Source organism: Pseudomonas sp. S3_B11 (assembly GCF_054667715.1).
The window spans coordinates 5,300,520-5,318,460 of sequence record NZ_CP162749.1 but is presented as its reverse complement, the minus strand read 5'-3'; the positions used below and the strand labels follow the sequence as shown (position 1 = coordinate 5,318,460).

The window sequence follows — 17,941 nt, the reverse complement described above, 5'->3', positions numbered from 1 at the left end:
AGGGGCGCAAAGGGAAAAGATTGTAGCAAGTTCAGCGGCCGCGGTTGGTAAAGGTATGCAGGGCCCGTTCGATGCATTGCACGGTTTTGCCGAAGGCTTGTACGGTCACGTCCGAGAACGGCCCGCCGCCCTGGTCCACCACCACCAGCATGATTACCCGGCCATTGCAGGTCAGCGAGCGCAGCAGCAGGTGCTCCCCGCGGAACAGGCTGCGCAGGCCCGGTGGCAGCAGCGCCGAAAACTGCGCGTTGTTGTCCGGGTTCAGGCGAACCTGGGCCTGCTGGGCCAGCAACCGCTGTACTATTTTGCTCTGGCTGATGGTAAAGCTCATGGCCGCGGCTTCTTTGGGCAGGCCGGCGGTCTGGTGTACGCGCACGCTGGTCTGGTTGCGGTCGGCCATCAGGATCATCACCCGGCGCATGCCGCAGGCCACCAACACGTCCCGTGCCGAGGTGGTCAGGTGCATGGCATTGCTGAAGGGGCTCGGTTCCACCAGCAGTGCGGAACATTGCTTGCGCCACTGGCTCAGGTCCTCGGCGCTGGGTGGGGGGGCAGGTAGCAAGCCGGGGTGGATGCGACGGCTGCCCCAGGGCCAGAGCAACGCCACGGCCGGATGCCAGAGGTCTGGCATGGCGTCATGACGGGCGCTGGTGACGGCTTGTTGGTGCAGCTGTTGCTGAACCTCATCCATCGGCATCTGCAGGTACAAACTGGTGAGGTATTGCCAGCGAGCACTGTGGGGGCCGTCCCAGGCCTGTTGCGCTGAGAGTGCCAGGCCGTTGGCCAGCAACACGGTGTTGGCCGGTTGATTGAGCCAGCGCCGCAGGGTTGGGTCGTCGTCCAGGCGATTCTGCTGGCGCAGCGGGTGCTCGCTGTCCCGGGCGATGCGCAGAACCTGCACCAGCTCGCGGCGTTCATTGAGCAGCAGGCGATAACCTTGCGTCACCCAGATCGGCAGGCGCCAGGTCTCTGCCAGCGCCAGGCAGATTTTCATCAGGCTGACGCCGAACAATTCGCGCTCTACCTTGCGCGCGGGCTCGCCTTTGTGGACGACCCGCAATTCCCACTCCCCCAGCAACCGCGGGTGAGTCAGGGCCAGTGGCCAGAGCGGCGAGAGAAACAACAGGCTGCCCCAGTGAATGTCCTGCCACAGTCGCGCCAGGCGGCTGGCAAAAAAGCCATTGGCCTGCTGCGTGGCGTGTTGGCTGATCAATTGCAGCTGGCGCAAGGCGATGGGGATTTCGTGCCCTGGCAACGACGGCAGACGAGCGAGCAGTTCCTCGGTACGCTTGAGACCGAGGCGGTTGATGGCCACTTCGAGATTTTCCGCAGGTTCCGCAAGGCTGCCATGGGTGTGATGGTTGGCCTCGCGGATAACGCTCAGGGCCAGCGCGGGGCTGTCCTGCATCAATTCGGCGATGTCACGCAACGAGCGGCGGCTGTCGGCAATGGCCTTGCAGACCAGGTCATGGCTGGCCTGGGGCACCGGCAGGTGCACGCCATCGAGCAGCTTCACCCAGCCTTCGAGGGTGGTCGGTCGTGGCGTTGGAACCTTCGTTTCGTTAGTCATGGCTGGACGTGATCATCGTATGAATTCTCTACGCCCGGAACGGGGCAAATTGGCTTTTCGCCAGAACAGCCTATAGTCTGGCGCAGTTTTGCCGATAAGTAGAAGAAGAGATTTTTCAGCTTCCGAATATGACCTTGAACCCGACTTAAATAAGTACTTTCTATCTATGGCTAAAATTATCGGCATCATCGTCGTGTTCGCGAGCGTGCTCGGCGGATACGTGCTTTCCCATGGCAAGATTGCCGCCCTGATCCAACCTTTCGAGGTGATGATCATCGGTGGCGCGGCCCTCGGTGCATTCCTGCAGGCCAACCCCGGCTACATGACGATGCACGTGCTCAAGAAATCCCTGGGCATGTTCAGTTCGCGTTTCAGCCACACCTTCTACCTCGAAGTGCTGGGCCTGATCTACGAGATCCTCAACAAGAGCCGCCGTGAAGGCATGATGGCGATCGAAGGCGATATCGAAGACGCTGCCGCCAGCCCGATTTTCGCCAAGTACCCTGCGGTACTCAAGGACGCTCGCATGACGGCGTTCATTTGTGATTACCTGCGCATCATGTCGTCCGGCAACATGGCGCCCCATGAACTCGAAGGCCTCTTCGACATGGAGCTGTACAGCCTCAAGGAAGATCTGGAGCATCCATCCCACGCGGTCACCGGTATCGCCGACGCCATGCCTGGCTTCGGTATCGTCGCGGCGGTATTGGGTATCGTGGTGACCATGGCGTCCCTGGGCGACGGCGACCAGAAGTCCATCGGCTTGCACGTTGGTGCGGCACTGGTGGGTACCTTCTTCGGTATTTTGGCCGCATACGGTTTCTTCGGCCCGCTGGCCCACTCCCTGGCCCACGACGCCAAGGAAGAACTCAACGTCTACGAAGCCATCAAGGCTTCCCTGGTGGCCTCGGCCTCCGGCATGCCGCCATCGCTGGCGGTGGAGTTCGGTCGCAAGGTCCTGTACCCGGCGCACCGTCCAAGCTTCGCCGAGCTGGAACAAGCGGTTCGCGGTCGTTAGTGCTTTGCTTTGCAAATACGTTCCTTTTTTGGCGAGTGGCTGTTGCTGCCAGACAAGGCGCCGCGACGAGTCATAGCCCGCTATGGCGAGGAGCGGCAACGCCGTATGGCAGCAACAGGCACCGTCAAAATGGAACAGTATTTGTGAAGCAGAGCACCTAGGTCATGGAAAATAACCAGCCGATTATAATCAAGCGCGTCAAGCGCATCGCCGCGGGGCATCACGGGGGCGCCTGGAAAATCGCCTTCGCCGACTTCGCGACGGCGATGATGGCGTTCTTCCTGGTGCTGTGGCTGCTGTCCACGGCAACCCCGGAACAGAAGATCGCCATCGCCGGTTACTTCAAGGACCCGGTCGGTTTTACTGAAAGCGGCACGCCTTACATCATCGACCTGGGCGGATCACCGACCCTGGCACCGGATACGACCCTCAACCCCGAAGTCAAATCCCAGCCCCAGCCCGACAAGGTGACGACGGACACCGAGCAGGTCGAAGGCATGGCCGAGCAGATCGAGCGCGAACGCCTGGAATTGTTGCTGCAGGAATTGCAGAACAAGGTCGAAGAGAACCCGCAACTGCAGAAATTCAAGGACCAGATCCTGTTCGAGATCACGCCGAACGGCTTGCGCATCCAGATCATGGACGCCGAGAACCGGCCGATGTTCGACTCGGGTAGTGCGCGCCTGAAACCTTATTTCGAAGACATCCTGCTGGCCATGGCCGACACCATCAAGGCGGTGCCGAACAAGATCAGCATCAGCGGTCATACCGATGCCAAGCCCTACGTCGGCAAAGGTGATTTCGGCAACTGGGAGCTGTCCGCCAACCGTGCCAACGCGGCACGTCGCGCCCTGGTGGCTGGCAGTTATCCGGACGAGCAGGTGGCGCGGGTGGTGGGTTACGCATCCTCGGCGTTGTTCGATCGCAAGGACCCGTTCAACCCGGTCAACCGACGTATCGATATCGTGGTGTTGACCAAGAAGGCCCAGCAAGCCATCGAAGGTTCGCAAACCGATGACCCTGCACCGGATCCGGCCCAGGGCCTGGGCGCGCCGGGTGAAGTGCCGGCCACGCCTGGGGCTGCGGTTGATCCGAACGCCTTGCCAGCGGATCAGCAACCCGTGCCGGCCCATGAGCTGCGCGAACGCCTGAACCTGTTCGACGCGGCGCCCAAGCCGGTCGAGCCGCCGGCACAGTGACCCACAAAAAAAGCCGACATCATTGTCGGCTTTTTTGTCTGATCGTTCCCATGCTCTGCGTGGGAATGTCGCCCGGGACGCAGAGCGTCCCTTGTGACGCAGAGCGTCACCGGATGCGTTACCACGCAGAGCGTGGGAACGATTTTCCAACCGGGGTCAGTAACTGCTTTCCGGCAGGCTGGCGATGATCGAGCGGTAGCTGTTCATCCGCTGCTGATGCACGCGACCTTCTTCCAGCGCCTTGAGCAGGGCACACCCGGGCTCGCGGTCGTGCTTGCAGTCGCGGAAGCGGCAGGTGCCGATCAGCTCATTGAACTCGATGAACCCGGCTTCCACATCGGCCCGGCTGACGTGGCCCAGGCCGAACTCGCGGATGCCCGGTGAGTCGATCAATTCACCGCCGCCGGGGAAGTGGAACAGCCGCGCGGTGGTGGTGGTGTGGGTGCCCTGGCCGGACAGCTCGGACAACGGCCCGACGCGCGTCTCGACGTCCGGCAGCAGGCTGTTGACCAGCGATGACTTGCCGACGCCGGACTGGCCGACGAACACACTGATGCGCCCGTCCAGTTGCTGTTGCAATTGCTCCATGCCGTTGCCGTGGTGGGCCGAGACTTCCAGCACCGGGTAACCCAGATCCCGATAGACCGACAGCAGGGCGTTCAGCGCCGGGGCGTTGTGCTCGTCGATCAGGTCGAATTTGTTGAGCAGCAACAACGGACGGATGCCGGCGTGTTCGGCGGCCACCAGATAACGGTCGATCAGGTTGGCGTGGGGTTCGGGCAGCGGGGCGAACACGATGACGATCATGTCGACGTTGGCGGCCACGGGCTTGAGCTGGCCCCGGCTGTCTGGACGGCACAGTTCGGTGTGGCGCGGCAATTGCGCGACGATCACGCCGATGCCCTGGTTGCCGGCACGCCAGACGACCTGATCGCCCGTCACCAGCGCCGGCAGGTTGGCGCGCAAGTGGCAGCGGAACACTTGGCCGGCCAGTTCGCCTTCCCGGGCCTCGACCTCGACCTGCACGCCGAAGTGGGCGATCACCAGGCCAGTCTGTTCAGGGCCCAGGTCGCCACCCTCCAGGGCTTCGACAGCACTGGATTCGCGTTTGGCGGCGCGGGCGGCGCGCTCGCCCTGGATCTTTTCGATGCGCCAGTTTTGACGACGATTGAGTTGGCGTTTGGCCATGGGTGTTCCGTATGAAGAAATGCAGCGAATAGGGTAAAACGGCCGCGAGTTTAGCACGCCCAAGGGGCGGCCTAGGCTAAACTGCGTGGCTACGCCGAGGAGCTTCCCTATGCAAAACCCGCAGAACCTGATCTGGATCGACCTGGAAATGACCGGTCTGAACCCGGACACCGACGTCATCATCGAAATGGCCACCATCGTCACCGACAGCGACCTCAACACCTTGGCCGAAGGCCCGGTCATCGCGATCCATCACAGCGACGAGATCCTGGCCGGCATGGACGAGTGGAACACTCGCCAGCACGGCGGCTCGGGCCTGACCCAGCGGGTGCGCGAGAGCAAGATCAGCATGGCCGAGGCCGAAGCCCAGACCATCGCCTTCCTGGAGCAGTGGGTGCCCAAGGGCAAGTCGCCGATCTGCGGCAACAGCATCTGCCAGGATCGTCGCTTCCTGTACACCCACATGAAATCCCTGGAAAGCTACTTCCACTACCGCAACCTGGACGTCTCCACCCTCAAGGAACTGGCCGCCCGCTGGGCACCGCAAGTACGCGACAGTTTCCAGAAGGGCGGCAGCCACCTGGCCCTGGACGACATCCGCGAGTCCATTGCCGAGTTGCAGCATTACCGTAAGCACTTCATCAAGTTCTGATTGAAGCGCACGGCGCTCTTGTGGCGCGGGGATTTGTGGGAGCAAAGCTTGCTCGCGAAACAGGCGACTCGGTCCCTGGAAGACCGCATCGCCTTCATCGCGGGCAAGCCTTGCTCCCACGGATATCCTGACCACAGATTCCTTGTTTGGCTTGGTCGATGGCTGCCCTCTTTTGGTGCCTGCCCGAAATGGCTAGACTGCGCGCCTTCTCGTAAGGACCGCCATCATGTTGCTGATGCTTTATCTGATCGCCATCACCGCTGAAGCCATGACTGGCGCCTTGTCTGCCGGGCGTCGGGGTATGGACTGGTTCGGCGTGGTGCTGATCGCCTGTGTCACGGCGCTGGGTGGCGGTTCGGTGCGTGACGTGCTGCTCGGGCATTACCCGCTCACGTGGGTCAAGCACCCCGAATATCTGGTGCTGACCACTGCCGCAGCGATGTTGACGGTGTTCCTGGCGCGCTGGATGCGCCATCTGCGTTCATTGTTCCTGGTGCTCGACGCCGCGGGGCTGGTGGCGTTCACCCTGATCGGCTGCATGACGGCCCTGGAAATGGGCCATGGCATGCTGGTGGCGTCGGTCAGCGGAGTGATCACTGGGGTGTTCGGCGGCATTCTGCGGGACATCTTCTGCAACGATATTCCGTTGATCTTCCGTCGGGAGCTCTACGCCAGCGTTTCGTTTGCCGCTGCGTGGTGTTATCTGCTGTGCGTCTTCCTGCAACTGCCAAGCGAACAGGCGATCCTCATCACTTTGTTCGGCGGTTTCCTGCTGCGGCTCCTGGCGATCCGTTTTCACTGGGAAATGCCGAAGTTCGTCTACAACGACGAGGCTTGACGCTCGGCATGTTGCCGCAACGCCCACTCCACGTGCTCGCGCACCAGCTCCGACGGGTAGTCGCGCCGCGCCTCCAGCGCTTGCAGCACGGGAATCGTTGACGGCGCATTACCCAGGCCCACTGCCAGGTTGCGCAGCCAGCGCTCGTAACCGGCGCGGCGCAGCGGCGAGCCTTCGGTGCTGCTCAGGAACGTCGTTTCGTCCCACATGAACAGCTCGGCCAGCCCGGCATTGTCCAGGTTGTGCCGTGGCTTGAAGTCGCTTTCCCCGGACGGCCGGGCGAAGCGGTTCCATGGGCAGACGATCTGGCAGTCATCGCAGCCGAACACCCGGTTGCCGATCAACGGCCGCAGTTCTTCGGGGATGGCGCTTTTCAGCTCGATGGTCAGGTAGGAAATGCAGCGGCGGGCATCGAGTACGTAGGGCCCGACGAAGGCATTCGTAGGACAGATGTCCAGGCACGCGGTGCATTTTCCGCAATGTTCGCTGGCATGGGGTGGATCCACCGGTAGCGGCAGGTCGACAAACAGCTCGCTCAGGAAGAAATAGCTGCCGGCCTTGCGGTTCAACACCAGGGTGTTTTTACCGATCCAGCCCAGGCCGGCCTGTTCGGCGATGGCTTTTTCCAGGACCGGTGCGCTGTCGACGAAGGCGCGATAACCAAAGGGACCGATCACCGCCTGAATTTTTTCTGCCAGTTGCTGCACACGTTTACGGATCAATTTGTGGTAATCGCGGCCCAATGCATAACGCGAGACGTAGGCTTTCTCCGGTTGGCCGAGCATCTGCGCCATGTGCGTGTCGCCCGACAGGTAGTCCATGCGCAGGGAAACCACCCGTAGCGTACCCGGCACCAGTTCCTCGGGATGCGAGCGTTTGCTGCCGTGGGCGCCCATGTAGTCCATTTCGCCATGGTAGCCGGCATCGAGCCAGCGTTGCAGGTGTTGCTCATGCTCGGCAAGGTCCAGGCCGCTGATGCCGACCTGCTGGAAGCCCAGCTCGCGGCCCCACTCCTTGATGGATTGGGCGAGGGCGGGGAGGTCTGTGGGAATGGCAGGCATGAGGCGAGAGAAACCCAGAGCTGAGATGCGTATAATTCTGCCAGACATCGGAGCCCGAAGACGCATGCCGCACACTAAAGATGATTTTCCCGACGCGCTGTACAGCGCCGCGCAGGTCCGGGCCCTCGACGCACAACTGATCGCGGCCGGCACCACCGGTTTCGAATTGATGCAGCGCGCCGCCCGCGCCACCTGGCGAGCGATCGTCCGGCGCTGGCCTGACGCCCAGGAGCTGACGGTGCTGGCCGGGCATGGCAACAACGCTGGCGATGGCTACCTGGTCGCGACCCTGGCCCGGCGCGCCGGCTGGTCGGTGCGGGTGCTGACGGTGGGCGAACCCCGGCGCTTGCAGGGTGACGCCGCCAATGCCCACGCCGAGGCGGTGGCGGTGGGCGTGCCGATGGAGCCGTGGTCGGATGAGGCTGAATTGCGCGGTGTGTTGCTGGATGCGCTGCTCGGTACGGGCTTGAGTGGTGATGTGCGCGAGCCTTATGTGCGGGCTATCGATACGATCAATGTCAGCGGTCTGCCGGTCGCAGCGGTGGATATCCCCTCGGGGTTGTGCGCCGACACCGGTCGGGTACTGGGCACGGCAGTGGTGGCCGACCTCACCGTGACCTTTATTGGCTTGAAGCTTGGTCTGTTTACCGGCGAAGCGGCGGACCGGGTCGGTGAACTGGTGTTCAACGACCTGCACGCCGATCCAGATATTGTTGACGCGGCACCGGCCAGTGCCCGATTGCTCTCACCCCATAATCTGCCACGTCTGACGCCTCGCGCCGCCACGTCCCACAAAGGCAAGTTCGGTCACGTGCTGTTGATTGGTGGCGACCGGGGCTTTGGCGGCGCGATCCAGATGAGCGCCGAAAGCGCCCTGCGCTGCGGCGCGGGGATGGTTTCGATGGCGACCCGCAGCGAGCATGTATCCGCCGCGCTGACGCGTTTGCCGGAAGTGATGGTGCAAGGCACCCATTCGGCGAACCAATTGATGGGCTTGCTCCAGCAGGCCAGCGTGCTGGTGGTCGGGCCGGGCCTGGGCCAGGCCGCGTGGGGGCGCAGCCTGTTGTCGGCGGCGGCCAATGCGCCGCTGCCGCAAGTATGGGATGCCGATGCGCTGAACCTGCTGAGCAGCGGCGAGGTTCGCTTGCCTGAACAGTGTGTCATCACCCCGCACCCGGGCGAGGCGGCGCGATTGTTGGAGTTATCCACAGCCCAGGTGCAGGCCGACCGTCCGGCGGCGGCCCATGCATTGAGCCTGAAATACACCGCCACGGTGATCCTCAAGGGCGCCGGCAGCCTGATTGCCAGCCCGGACGGTCGCCTGGCGGTTTGCAGTCAGGGTCATCCGGCCATGGCCACGGCAGGCCTGGGGGATGTGCTGGCCGGCGTGGTCGGCGCCTTGCTGGCCCAGGGCATGGAGGGGTTCGAGGCCGCGTGCCTGGCGGTCTGGCTGCATGCCAACGCAGGTGCCCAGGCCGGTCGCTCGGGGCGGGGGCTGGCGGCCACCGATCTGATTCCGGCCATTCGTCAGTTGTTGGAGGAGCATTCACCGTGTCTGAAGTAACCCTGTACGTGGCGGACGAACAAGCCATGACACAATTTGGCGCCCGCATCGCGCAGATCACCGCCGGCCACGGCCTGATTTTTCTCGAAGGCGACCTCGGCGCGGGAAAAACCACTCTGTCCCGTGGCATCATTCGCGGCCTCGGGCACGTCGGCTCCGTCAAGAGCCCTACGTTCACCCTGGTCGAGCCCTACGAGATCGGCGACATTCGCGCCTTCCATTTCGACCTGTATCGACTGGTGGATCCTGAAGAGCTGGAATTCCTCGGTATCCGCGATTATTTCGAAGATGACGCCTTGTGCCTGATCGAATGGCCCCAGAAGGGTGCAGGCTTTTTGCCAAAGCCCGACCTGACCATTACCATTGGCGCGCAGAACGGCGGGCGTTCGCTGAAACTGACGCCGCAAGGCTCGCGTGGCGAGTCGTGGTGTGCCGCTTTGGCATTGGAAAACTAATTGATGATGGGGTTTGGTATGCGCTTTCGCGCGGTGGTTGCTGTCGTAGGACTGTTGCTTACGGCACTGGCCGTCGATGCTGTGGCCGAGACAAAGGTCAACAGCGTTCGCCTCTGGCGGGCGCCGGACAACACACGGCTGGTGTTCGACCTGACGGGCCCGGTGCAGCACAGCGTATTCACCCTGACCGCCCCGGATCGCCTGGTGATCGACATCAACGGTGCGTCCCTGGGCGCGCCATTGAACGTGGCGACCGCCAACACGCCGATTACCGCGATGCGCTCGGCCCAGCGTACGCCGACCGACCTGCGGGTGGTCATCGACCTGAAAAAAGCCGTGACCCCGAAAAGCTTCACCCTGGCCCCCAATGCCCAATACGGCAACCGGCTGGTGGTGGACCTGTTCGACAACCCGGCCGATGCGGCGCCACCTCCGCCGCCGCCGACCAATGTCGCCACGGTACCGGCAGTGCCGGTGACCCCGACCGAACCTGCGCTCAAGCTGCCACCGGCGCCGGCCGGCAAGCGCGACATCATCGTGGTGATCGACGCCGGTCACGGCGGCGAAGACCCGGGCGCCTCGGGCTCGCGCGGGCAGCGGGAAAAAGACGTGGTGCTGTCCATCGCCCGCGAATTGCAGCGCCAGGTCAACGGCATGAAAGGCTTCCGCGCCGAACTGACCCGTACTGGCGACTACTTCATCCCCTTGCGCGGACGTACCGAAATCGCTCGCAAGAAAGGCGCCGATCTGTTCGTCTCCATTCACGCCGACGCCGCACCTTCGGCGGCGGCGTTCGGGGCCTCGGTGTTTGCCCTGTCCGACCGCGGTGCCACGTCCGAGACCGCCCGTTGGCTGGCCGACAGCGAAAACCGTTCCGACCTGATCGGCGGTGCCGGCAACGTCAGTCTCGACGACAAGGACCGGATGCTCGCCGGTGTATTGCTCGATTTGTCGATGACAGCCTCGTTGACCTCCAGCCTGAACGTCGGCCAGAAAGTCCTGAGCAACATCGGTCGCGTCACGCCGCTGCACAAGCAGCGCGTCGAGCAGGCCGGGTTCATGGTGCTCAAGTCGCCGGATATCCCGTCGATCCTGGTGGAAACCGGCTTCATCTCCAACGCCAACGAAGCGTCCAAGCTGTCGTCTTCCAACCACCAGCAGGCGCTGGCCCGTTCCATCAGCAGCGGCGTGCGGCAGTTCTTCCAGCAGAACCCACCGCCAGGCACTTACATTGCCTGGCTGCGCGACTCCGGCAAGATCGCCCAGGGCCCGCGGGACCATAGGGTCAGCCCCGGCGAAACCCTGGCGATGATCGCCGTGCGTTACCAGGTGTCGCCCGCGACCTTGCGCAGCGCCAACAACCTCAAGAGCGACGAGCTCAAGATCGGCCAGACCCTGACCATTCCCGGCAATGACGTGGCGGTCCAGCAATGAGTGATGAAGTGATCGGCAGCAACGCTCGCATCGAACTGCTCAGCCCCCGGCTGGCGAACCAGATCGCCGCCGGTGAAGTGGTCGAGCGCCCGGCGTCGGTCATCAAGGAACTGCTGGAAAACAGCCTCGACTCCGGAGCCAAGCGCATCGACGTGGATGTCGAGCAGGGCGGCGTCAAGCTGCTGCGGGTCCGCGATGACGGTGGCGGTATTTCTTCCGACGACCTGCCGCTGGCCCTGGCGCGTCACGCCACCAGCAAGATCCGCGACCTGGAAGACCTCGAGCGGGTCATGAGCCTGGGGTTTCGGGGCGAGGCGCTGGCATCCATCAGTTCGGTGTCGCGCCTGACCCTCACCTCCCGCGCCCGCGACGCCGAGCAGGCCTGGCAGGTCGAGACCGAGGGCCGGGACATGGCTTCCCGTGTGCAGCCTGCGGCTCATCCGGTCGGCACCTCGGTGGAAGTGCGCGACCTGTTCTTCAACACCCCGGCCCGACGCAAATTCCTCAAGGCCGAGAAGACTGAATTCGATCATCTGCAAGAAGTCATCAAGCGCCTGGCCCTGGCGCGTTTTGACGTAGCGTTCCATTTGCGCCACAACGGCAAGACCATCCTCAGCCTGCACGAGGCCCACGATGATGCGGCCCGCGCCCGCCGTGTCGGCGCGGTGTGCGGCGCAGGTTTCCTGGAGCAGGCATTGCCCATCGAGGTGGAGCGCAATGGCCTGCACCTGTGGGGTTGGGTCGGGTTGCCGACCTTCTCGCGCAGTCAGGCGGACTTGCAGTATTTCTACGTGAACGGTCGGGCGGTACGCGACAAGCTGGTGGCCCACGCGGTGCGCCAGGCGTATCGCGATGTGCTGTTCAATGGCCGGCATCCGACCTTCGTGCTGTTTTTCGAAGTCGATCCGGCCGTGGTGGACGTCAACGTGCACCCGACCAAGCATGAGGTGCGTTTCCGTGACGGGCGCATGGTCCACGATTTTCTCTACGGCACCTTGCACCGCGCCTTGGGCGATGTGCGCCCGGAAGATCAACTGGCGGCGCCGGCGGCGGTGGGCGGCATGGTCCGGCCAACGGGGTTGGAAGCTGGCGAATTCGGGCCCCAGGGCGAAATGCGCCTGGCGGCCAATGCACTGCTGGAGCAGCCCCAGCCTCAGCCGAGCTACAACACGGCCGGGAGCGGTGCCGGCAGCGGCTATCAGTATCAATATACCCCGCGTCCGCAATCCAACGTACCGGCAGCCGAGGCCCAGGCGGCCTATCGCGAGTTCTTCAAACCCTTGCCGGAAGCCGGAGCCGCGGCGATGCCCGACGGCCAGGGCGATATCCCGCCGCTGGGCTATGCCCTGGCGCAACTCAAAGGCATTTATATCCTCTCGGAAAATGCCCAGGGCCTGGTCCTGGTGGACATGCACGCCGCTCATGAGCGGATCATGTACGAGCGGCTGAAAATCGCCATGGCCAGCGAAGGCTTGAGCGGCCAGCCGCTGTTGGTGCCCGAATCCCTGGCGGTCAGCCAGCGCGAAGCCGATTGCGCCGAAGAACATGTGGCCTGGTTCCAGCGCCTGGGCTTCGAATTGCAGCGTCTGGGCCCGGAAACCCTGGCGATCCGTCAGATCCCGGCCTTGTTGAAGCAGGCCGAGGCCAATCGCCTGGTCAGCGACGTGCTGGCGGACTTGATGGAATACGGCACCAGCGACCGGATCCAGGCGCACCTGAACGAACTGCTCGGCACCATGGCCTGCCACGGCGCGATCCGCGCCAACCGGCGCCTGGCCCTGCCGGAGATGAACGGCCTGCTACGGGACATGGAAAACACCGAGCGCAGCGGTCAATGCAACCATGGCCGGCCGACCTGGACCCAACTGGGCCTGGACGACCTGGACAAACTGTTCCTGCGCGGTCGTTGATGAGCCAGTTGCCACCCGCGATTTTCCTGATGGGACCGACCGCCGCCGGCAAGACCGACCTGGCCATCGAATTGACCAAGGTCCTGCCCTGCGAGTTGATCAGTGTCGATTCGGCCCTGGTCTACCGGGGCATGGACATCGGCACCGCCAAGCCGTCGAAAGAACTGCTGGCCGAATTTCCCCATCGCCTGATCGACATCCTCGACCCGGCCGAGGCTTATTCGGCGGCCGATTTCCGCCGTGACGCGCTCCAGGCCATGGCCGAGATCACCGCGCGGGGCAAGATTCCGCTGCTGGTGGGTGGCACGATGCTGTATTACAAGGCCTTGGTCGACGGGTTGGCGGACATGCCGGCAGCCGATCCCGAAGTACGCGCGCAGATTGAAGAAGAGGCCGCGCGCCTTGGCTGGCAAGCCCTGCACGAGCAATTGGCGATCATCGATCCGGAATCGGCGGCGCGTATTCACCCCAATGACCCGCAGCGGCTCAGTCGGGCCCTGGAGGTTTATCGGGTCAGCGGCCAGAGCATGACGGCCCTGCGCCAGCGACAATCTGCGCAAAGTACTGAAGCAGCCGCTTCGGGACTGCAACAATTGCCCTATACTGTCGCGAATCTGGCCATCGCTCCGGCGAACCGGCAAGTGCTGCATCGGCGAATTGAACAAAGATTCACATTAATGTTGGAACAGGGGTTCATAGACGAGGTCGTAGCCCTGCGTGAGCGAAGTGACCTGCATGCCGGGTTGCCGTCTATACGTGCGGTAGGTTATCGACAAGTCTGGGATTACCTGGACGGCAAGCTGACGTCAGCCGAGATGCAGGAGCGTGGGATCATTGCCACGCGCCAATTGGCGAAACGCCAGTTCACCTGGCTGCGCAGCTGGACTGACTTGCATTGGCTCGACAGTCTCGATTGCGACAATCTGCCACGCGCCTTGAAATACCTTGGGACCATCTCCATATTGAGCTGAGTCCTTGCAATTGCCGTCTATCCTTGGGGGTGTGACGGCCCAAGCCATCTGATTCCGATTTTTATTATTGATCCTTAAAGGAGTGCGGCACATGTCAAAAGGGCATTCGCTACAAGACCCTTACTTGAACACTTTACGTAAAGAGAAAGTTGGGGTGTCCATCTATCTGGTCAACGGGATCAAACTGCAAGGCACGATCGAGTCTTTCGACCAGTTCGTCATCCTTCTGAAAAACACCGTCAGCCAAATGGTCTACAAACACGCGATCTCGACAGTCGTGCCAGTTCGTCCAATTCGTCTGCCTAGCGCAACCGAATCCGAAGGCGGTGACGCTGAACCGGGTAACGCCTGATAGGAGCCTCCTTTGTTCTTTGAGCGCCACGGTGGTGGTGAACGGGCCATTCTCGTTCACTTGGATGGACAGGACCCTGAGGCGCGCGAAGATCCGCAGGAGTTTCAGGAATTGGCACTTTCGGCTGGCGCCGAGACCGTCGCGTTTTTCAACGTGCCGCGTCATCGGCCAACCGCCAAGTTCCTGATCGGCAGTGGCAAGGTCGAGGAGTTGCGCGACCTGGTCAAGGCCGAACAGGTCGATCTGGTGATTTTCAATCACATCCTCACGCCCAGTCAGGAACGTAACCTCGAACGTGTCTTCGAGTGTCGCGTGATCGACCGTACGGGGCTGATTCTCGATATTTTCGCCCAGCGCGCCCGCACCCATGAGGGCAAGCTCCAGGTCGAACTGGCCCAGCTTGAGCACATGAGTACGCGGCTGGTTCGCGGCTGGACTCACCTTGAGCGGCAGAAGGGCGGTATCGGCCTGCGCGGCCCGGGTGAAACCCAGCTGGAAACCGACCGGCGCCTGTTGCGGGTGCGCCTGCGCCAGATCAAGGGGCGGCTGGAAAAGGTCCGTAGCCAGCGCGAGCAGTCGCGACGCGGCCGCAAGCGCGCGGATATCCCGACGGTTTCACTGGTGGGTTATACCAACGCCGGCAAATCGACCCTGTTCAATAATGTCACCCAATCCGACGTCTACGCCGCCGACCAATTGTTCGCCACGCTCGACCCGACCCTGCGCCGGCTCGACCTGGACGACCTGGGGCCGATCGTGCTGGCCGACACCGTGGGCTTCATCCGTCACCTGCCGCACAAGCTGGTCGAGGCTTTCCGGGCTACGCTCGAAGAGTCGAGCAACTCCGACCTGCTGCTGCACGTGATCGATGCCGCCGAACCGGACCGCATGCTGCAGATCGAGCAGGTGATGGTGGTGCTGGGCGAGATCGGGGCCCAGGACTTGCCGATCCTCGAGGTATACAACAAACTCGATTTGCTCGAAGGCGTGGAGCCGCAGATCCAGCGCGATGCCGACGGCAAGCCGCAACGGGTCTGGCTGTCGGCCCGCGATGGCACCGGCCTGGACCTGCTCAAGCAGGCGGTGGCCGAGCTGTTGGGCAACGATCTGTTTGTTGGCACCCTGAAGTTGCCGCAACGTTTCGCCCGGCTGCGAGCTCAGTTCTTTGAGCTGGGGGCCGTGCAAAAAGAAGAACACGACGACGAAGGCGTCTGCCTGCTGGCTGTTCGCCTGCCTCGGGCGGAGCTCAATCGGCTGGTCAGCCGCGAAGGGCTGCAACCGATGGAATTCATCGAGCAACACACTTTGCAATAAAAGCCTGAGAAAGCTGTGTCAGGCATTCTGTAGCATTGGTCGGCGCGCCGTGGGTGCGTCTTTGCTTTATCAGATGGAGAGCGCTATGGCTTGGAATGAGCCGGGTGGCAACTCGAATAATCAGGATCCTTGGGGTGGCAAGCGTCGTAACAACGGCGACCGCAAGGGGCCGCCGGATCTCGACGAGGCCTTCCGAAAGCTGCAGGAAAGCCTGAACGGTTTGTTCGGTGGTGGTAAAAAACGCGGTGACGAGGGTGGCGGTCGTCCGGGCAAGGGCGGCGGTTTCGGCCTGCTCGGCATCGGTCTGGTCGTGCTGGCGGCTGTCTGGCTGTACAGCGCGGTCTATGTCGTGGACGAGCAGGAGCAGGCCGTGGTGCTGCGCTTCGGCAAGTACTACGAGACGGTTGGGCCGGGCCTGAATATCTATTTCCCGCCGATCGACCAGAAGTACCTGGAAAACGTCACGCGTGAGCGGGCGTACACCAAGCAGGGCCAGATGCTGACCGAAGACGAGAACATCGTCGAAGTGCCGCTGACCGTGCAATACAAGATCACCAACCTGCAGGACTTCGTGCTGAACGTCGACCAGCCGGAAACCAGCCTGCAGCACGCGACCGAAAGTGCCTTGCGCCATGTGGTGGGTTCCACCGCCATGGACCAGGTGCTGACCGAAGGTCGTGAACTGATGGCCAGCGAAATCAAGGAGCGCCTGCAGCGGTTCCTCGATACCTATCGCACCGGTATCACCGTCACCCAGGTCAACGTCCAGAGCGCGGCAGCCCCGCGTGAGGTCCAGGAAGCCTTCGACGACGTGATCCGTGCCCGTGAAGACGAGCAGCGTTCGCGCAACCAGGCCGAAACCTATGCCAACGGCGTCGTGCCGGAAGCCCGTGGTCAGGCCCAGCGCATCATCGAGGATGCCAACGGTTACCGTGACGAAGTGGTCTCCCGTGCCAAGGGTGAGGCTGATCGCTTCACCAAGCTGGTGGCCGAATATCGCAAGGCTCCAGAAGTCACCCGCGAGCGTCTGTACCTGGACACCATGCAGGAAGTCTTCAGCAACACCAGCAAGGTCCTCGTGACCGGCAACAAGAACGGCCAGAGCAATCTGCTGTACCTGCCGCTGGACAAGATGGTCGAGAGCGGGCGCAACACCAGCGCGCCGGCGACCAGTTCGGCGGCCGCCAGCAATGAAGCCAACGCTCGTGCGGCGGCGGACCTGCAGCAACAGCAAGCACGTACCAGGGAGAGTCGCTGATGAGCAATAAATCGCTGATCGCCCTTATTGTCGGTGTCGTCGTGGCGATCGCTGCCTGGAACTGCTTCTACATCGTGGCTCAGACCGAGCGTGCGGTGTTGCTGCAATTCGGTCGCGTGGTCCAGGCTGATGTCCAGCCGGGGCTGCATGTGAAGGTGCCGTACGTCAACAAGGTGCGCAAGTTCGACGGCCGCCTGATGACGCTGGATGCGCCGACGCAACGCTTCCTGACGCTGGAAAAGAAAGCCGTGATGGTGGATGCCTATGCCAAGTGGCGCGTGAAGGATGCCGAGCGCTTCTACACCGCGACCTCGGGCCTGAAGCAGATCGCCGACGAGCGCCTGTCCCGTCGTCTGGAGTCGGGCCTGCGTGACCAGTTCGGTAAGCGCACGCTGCATGAAGTGGTGTCCGGCGAGCGTGATGCGCTCATGGCCGACATCACCCGTTCGCTGAACACGATGGCGGAAAAAGAGCTGGGTATCGAAGTGGTCGATGTCCGGGTCAAGGCCATCGACCTGCCGAAGGAAGTGAACCGCAGCGTATTCGAGCGGATGAGCACCGAGCGTGAGCGTGAAGCCCGCGAGCACCGCGCCAAGGGTAACGAACTGGCCGAAGGCATCCGTGCCGACGCCGATCGTCAACGCCGTGTGCTGCTGGCCGAAGCCTATCGTGAATCGGAAGAGGTCCGTGGTGATGGTGATGCCCAGGCCGCTGCGATCTACTCCAAGGCTTATGGCCAGGATCAGGAGTTCTACGGGTTCTACCGTAGCCTGCGTGCCTACCGCGAAAGCTTTGCGAACAAATCCGACGTCATGGTCCTGGACCCAAGCAGTGACTTCTTCCGCTACCTGGAAAAGGCCAAGCCTTGATGCGGCGTTGACCTGAGGCACTCCGCCTGGCGGCTAAAGCGTCGGGCGGGGTGATCCTTTGGGAAAACGTGTGTATGATGCGGCAGCCGGGAAATTCCCGGCTTTTTTGCGTCTGCACGTTCGATTGCGGTTCACAGGTGCAGGCGTCGAGTTGGACGACTCGACAGGTTTTTCGAGGGAAGTGCTGGGCGAGGCCGATTGCTGGCCATTCGTCACGTCGCTCTTGCGCGTTTTTTGCCTAGGATGCGCGCCTGGCGCAGGCATTTTCTGCTTCACTCAAGGCCAGCC

The 17,941-nt window shown here is 62.6% G+C and carries 16 protein-coding genes; 13 read left to right on the top strand and 3 right to left on the bottom strand.

Annotated elements, in window-relative coordinates:
* Positions 1-31: 31 nt before the first annotated feature.
* Positions 32-1,570, bottom strand: coding sequence for an HDOD domain-containing protein (locus AB4O22_RS23890; RefSeq protein ID WP_003197196.1), 1,539 nt, complete (start codon positions 1,568-1,570; stop codon positions 32-34).
* Between the two features lie 166 nt (positions 1,571-1,736).
* On the opposite strand from AB4O22_RS23890, the gene motA reads away from it, so the two are divergent.
* Positions 1,737-2,588, top strand: a complete 852-nt coding sequence (motA, locus tag AB4O22_RS23885) for a flagellar motor stator protein MotA (protein ID WP_003197198.1) — start codon at positions 1,737-1,739, stop codon at positions 2,586-2,588.
* A 164-nt stretch (positions 2,589-2,752) separates the two neighbouring features.
* A complete protein-coding gene (gene motB, locus AB4O22_RS23880; protein ID WP_223470960.1) occupies positions 2,753-3,787 on the top strand; it encodes a flagellar motor protein MotB in 1,035 nt (344 codons plus the stop codon).
* Between the two features lie 156 nt (positions 3,788-3,943).
* Here the strand turns inward: motB and rsgA are convergent, their stop codons facing one another.
* Complete coding sequence (gene rsgA, locus AB4O22_RS23875) at positions 3,944-4,975, bottom strand: small ribosomal subunit biogenesis GTPase RsgA (protein ID WP_028237543.1); 1,032 nt, start codon at positions 4,973-4,975, stop codon at positions 3,944-3,946.
* Between the two features lie 109 nt (positions 4,976-5,084).
* Here rsgA and orn point away from each other — a divergent pair, with 109 nt between their 5' ends.
* Both orn and AB4O22_RS23865 read left to right on the top strand, forming a co-directional pair.
* Entirely contained in the window at positions 5,085-5,627 is a 543-nt protein-coding gene (gene orn / locus AB4O22_RS23870) for an oligoribonuclease (protein WP_003197208.1), read from the top strand.
* Between the two features lie 223 nt (positions 5,628-5,850).
* Positions 5,851-6,465, top strand: coding sequence for a trimeric intracellular cation channel family protein (locus tag AB4O22_RS23865; protein ID WP_172681391.1), 615 nt, complete (start codon positions 5,851-5,853; stop codon positions 6,463-6,465).
* Here the strand turns inward: AB4O22_RS23865 and queG are convergent.
* Positions 6,447-7,526, bottom strand: coding sequence for a tRNA epoxyqueuosine(34) reductase QueG (gene queG, locus AB4O22_RS23860; protein ID WP_003197215.1), 1,080 nt, complete (start codon positions 7,524-7,526; stop codon positions 6,447-6,449). The genes AB4O22_RS23865 and queG overlap by 19 nt on opposite strands.
* Before the next feature lie 64 nt (positions 7,527-7,590).
* Between queG and AB4O22_RS23855 the strand changes: the two genes are divergently transcribed.
* The 9 genes from AB4O22_RS23855 (at position 7,591) to hflC (ending at position 17,653) form a co-directional block, all read left to right on the top strand.
* Entirely contained in the window at positions 7,591-9,090 is a 1,500-nt protein-coding gene (locus AB4O22_RS23855; protein ID WP_460097300.1) for an NAD(P)H-hydrate dehydratase, read from the top strand.
* Complete coding sequence (gene tsaE, locus AB4O22_RS23850) at positions 9,078-9,545, top strand: tRNA (adenosine(37)-N6)-threonylcarbamoyltransferase complex ATPase subunit type 1 TsaE (RefSeq protein ID WP_003197219.1); 468 nt, start codon at positions 9,078-9,080, stop codon at positions 9,543-9,545. The genes AB4O22_RS23855 and tsaE overlap by 13 nt, the downstream gene beginning before the upstream one ends.
* A 3-nt stretch (positions 9,546-9,548) precedes the next feature.
* On the top strand, positions 9,549-10,979 hold the full coding sequence (locus tag AB4O22_RS23845; protein WP_013692130.1) for an N-acetylmuramoyl-L-alanine amidase: 1,431 nt from the start codon (positions 9,549-9,551) through the stop codon (positions 10,977-10,979).
* Complete coding sequence (gene mutL / locus AB4O22_RS23840; RefSeq protein ID WP_223470955.1) at positions 10,976-12,889, top strand: DNA mismatch repair endonuclease MutL; 1,914 nt, start codon at positions 10,976-10,978, stop codon at positions 12,887-12,889. Before AB4O22_RS23845 ends, mutL begins: the two co-directional genes overlap by 4 nt.
* Positions 12,889-13,860, top strand: coding sequence for a tRNA (adenosine(37)-N6)-dimethylallyltransferase MiaA (gene miaA / locus AB4O22_RS23835; protein ID WP_018610076.1), 972 nt, complete (start codon positions 12,889-12,891; stop codon positions 13,858-13,860). Before mutL ends, miaA begins: the two co-directional genes overlap by 1 nt.
* 91 nt (positions 13,861-13,951) lie before the next feature.
* A complete protein-coding gene (hfq, locus tag AB4O22_RS23830) occupies positions 13,952-14,212 on the top strand; it encodes an RNA chaperone Hfq (protein ID WP_003186419.1) in 261 nt (86 codons plus the stop codon).
* A 12-nt stretch (positions 14,213-14,224) separates the two neighbouring features.
* On the top strand, positions 14,225-15,526 hold the full coding sequence (hflX, locus tag AB4O22_RS23825; protein WP_003197227.1) for a ribosome rescue GTPase HflX: 1,302 nt from the start codon (positions 14,225-14,227) through the stop codon (positions 15,524-15,526).
* An 85-nt stretch (positions 15,527-15,611) separates the two neighbouring features.
* Entirely contained in the window at positions 15,612-16,784 is a 1,173-nt protein-coding gene (gene hflK / locus AB4O22_RS23820) for an FtsH protease activity modulator HflK (RefSeq protein ID WP_003197228.1), read from the top strand.
* A complete protein-coding gene (gene hflC, locus AB4O22_RS23815) occupies positions 16,784-17,653 on the top strand; it encodes a protease modulator HflC (RefSeq protein ID WP_003197230.1) in 870 nt (289 codons plus the stop codon). Before hflK ends, hflC begins: the two co-directional genes overlap by 1 nt.
* The last annotated feature ends 288 nt before the right edge of the window (positions 17,654-17,941 follow it).

Excerpts from the sequence above, each read along its gene's own strand:
- AB4O22_RS23890 (WP_003197196.1), bottom strand. The coding sequence starts at position 1,570 with ATGACTAACGAAACGAAGGTTCCAACGCCACGACCGACCACCCTCGAA.
- motA (WP_003197198.1), top strand. The coding sequence starts at position 1,737 with ATGGCTAAAATTATCGGCATCATCGTCGTGTTCGCGAGCGTGCTCGGC.
- motB (WP_223470960.1), top strand. The coding sequence starts at position 2,753 with ATGGAAAATAACCAGCCGATTATAATCAAGCGCGTCAAGCGCATCGCC.
- rsgA (WP_028237543.1), bottom strand. The coding sequence starts at position 4,975 with ATGGCCAAACGCCAACTCAATCGTCGTCAAAACTGGCGCATCGAAAAG.
- orn (WP_003197208.1), top strand. The coding sequence starts at position 5,085 with ATGCAAAACCCGCAGAACCTGATCTGGATCGACCTGGAAATGACCGGT.
- queG (WP_003197215.1), bottom strand. The coding sequence starts at position 7,526 with ATGCCTGCCATTCCCACAGACCTCCCCGCCCTCGCCCAATCCATCAAG.
- AB4O22_RS23855 (WP_460097300.1), top strand. The coding sequence starts at position 7,591 with ATGCCGCACACTAAAGATGATTTTCCCGACGCGCTGTACAGCGCCGCG.
- AB4O22_RS23845 (WP_013692130.1), top strand. The coding sequence starts at position 9,549 with ATGATGGGGTTTGGTATGCGCTTTCGCGCGGTGGTTGCTGTCGTAGGA.
- mutL (WP_223470955.1), top strand. The coding sequence starts at position 10,976 with ATGAGTGATGAAGTGATCGGCAGCAACGCTCGCATCGAACTGCTCAGC.
- miaA (WP_018610076.1), top strand. The coding sequence starts at position 12,889 with ATGAGCCAGTTGCCACCCGCGATTTTCCTGATGGGACCGACCGCCGCC.
- hfq (WP_003186419.1), top strand. The coding sequence starts at position 13,952 with ATGTCAAAAGGGCATTCGCTACAAGACCCTTACTTGAACACTTTACGT.
- hflK (WP_003197228.1), top strand. The coding sequence starts at position 15,612 with ATGGCTTGGAATGAGCCGGGTGGCAACTCGAATAATCAGGATCCTTGG.
- hflC (WP_003197230.1), top strand. The coding sequence starts at position 16,784 with ATGAGCAATAAATCGCTGATCGCCCTTATTGTCGGTGTCGTCGTGGCG.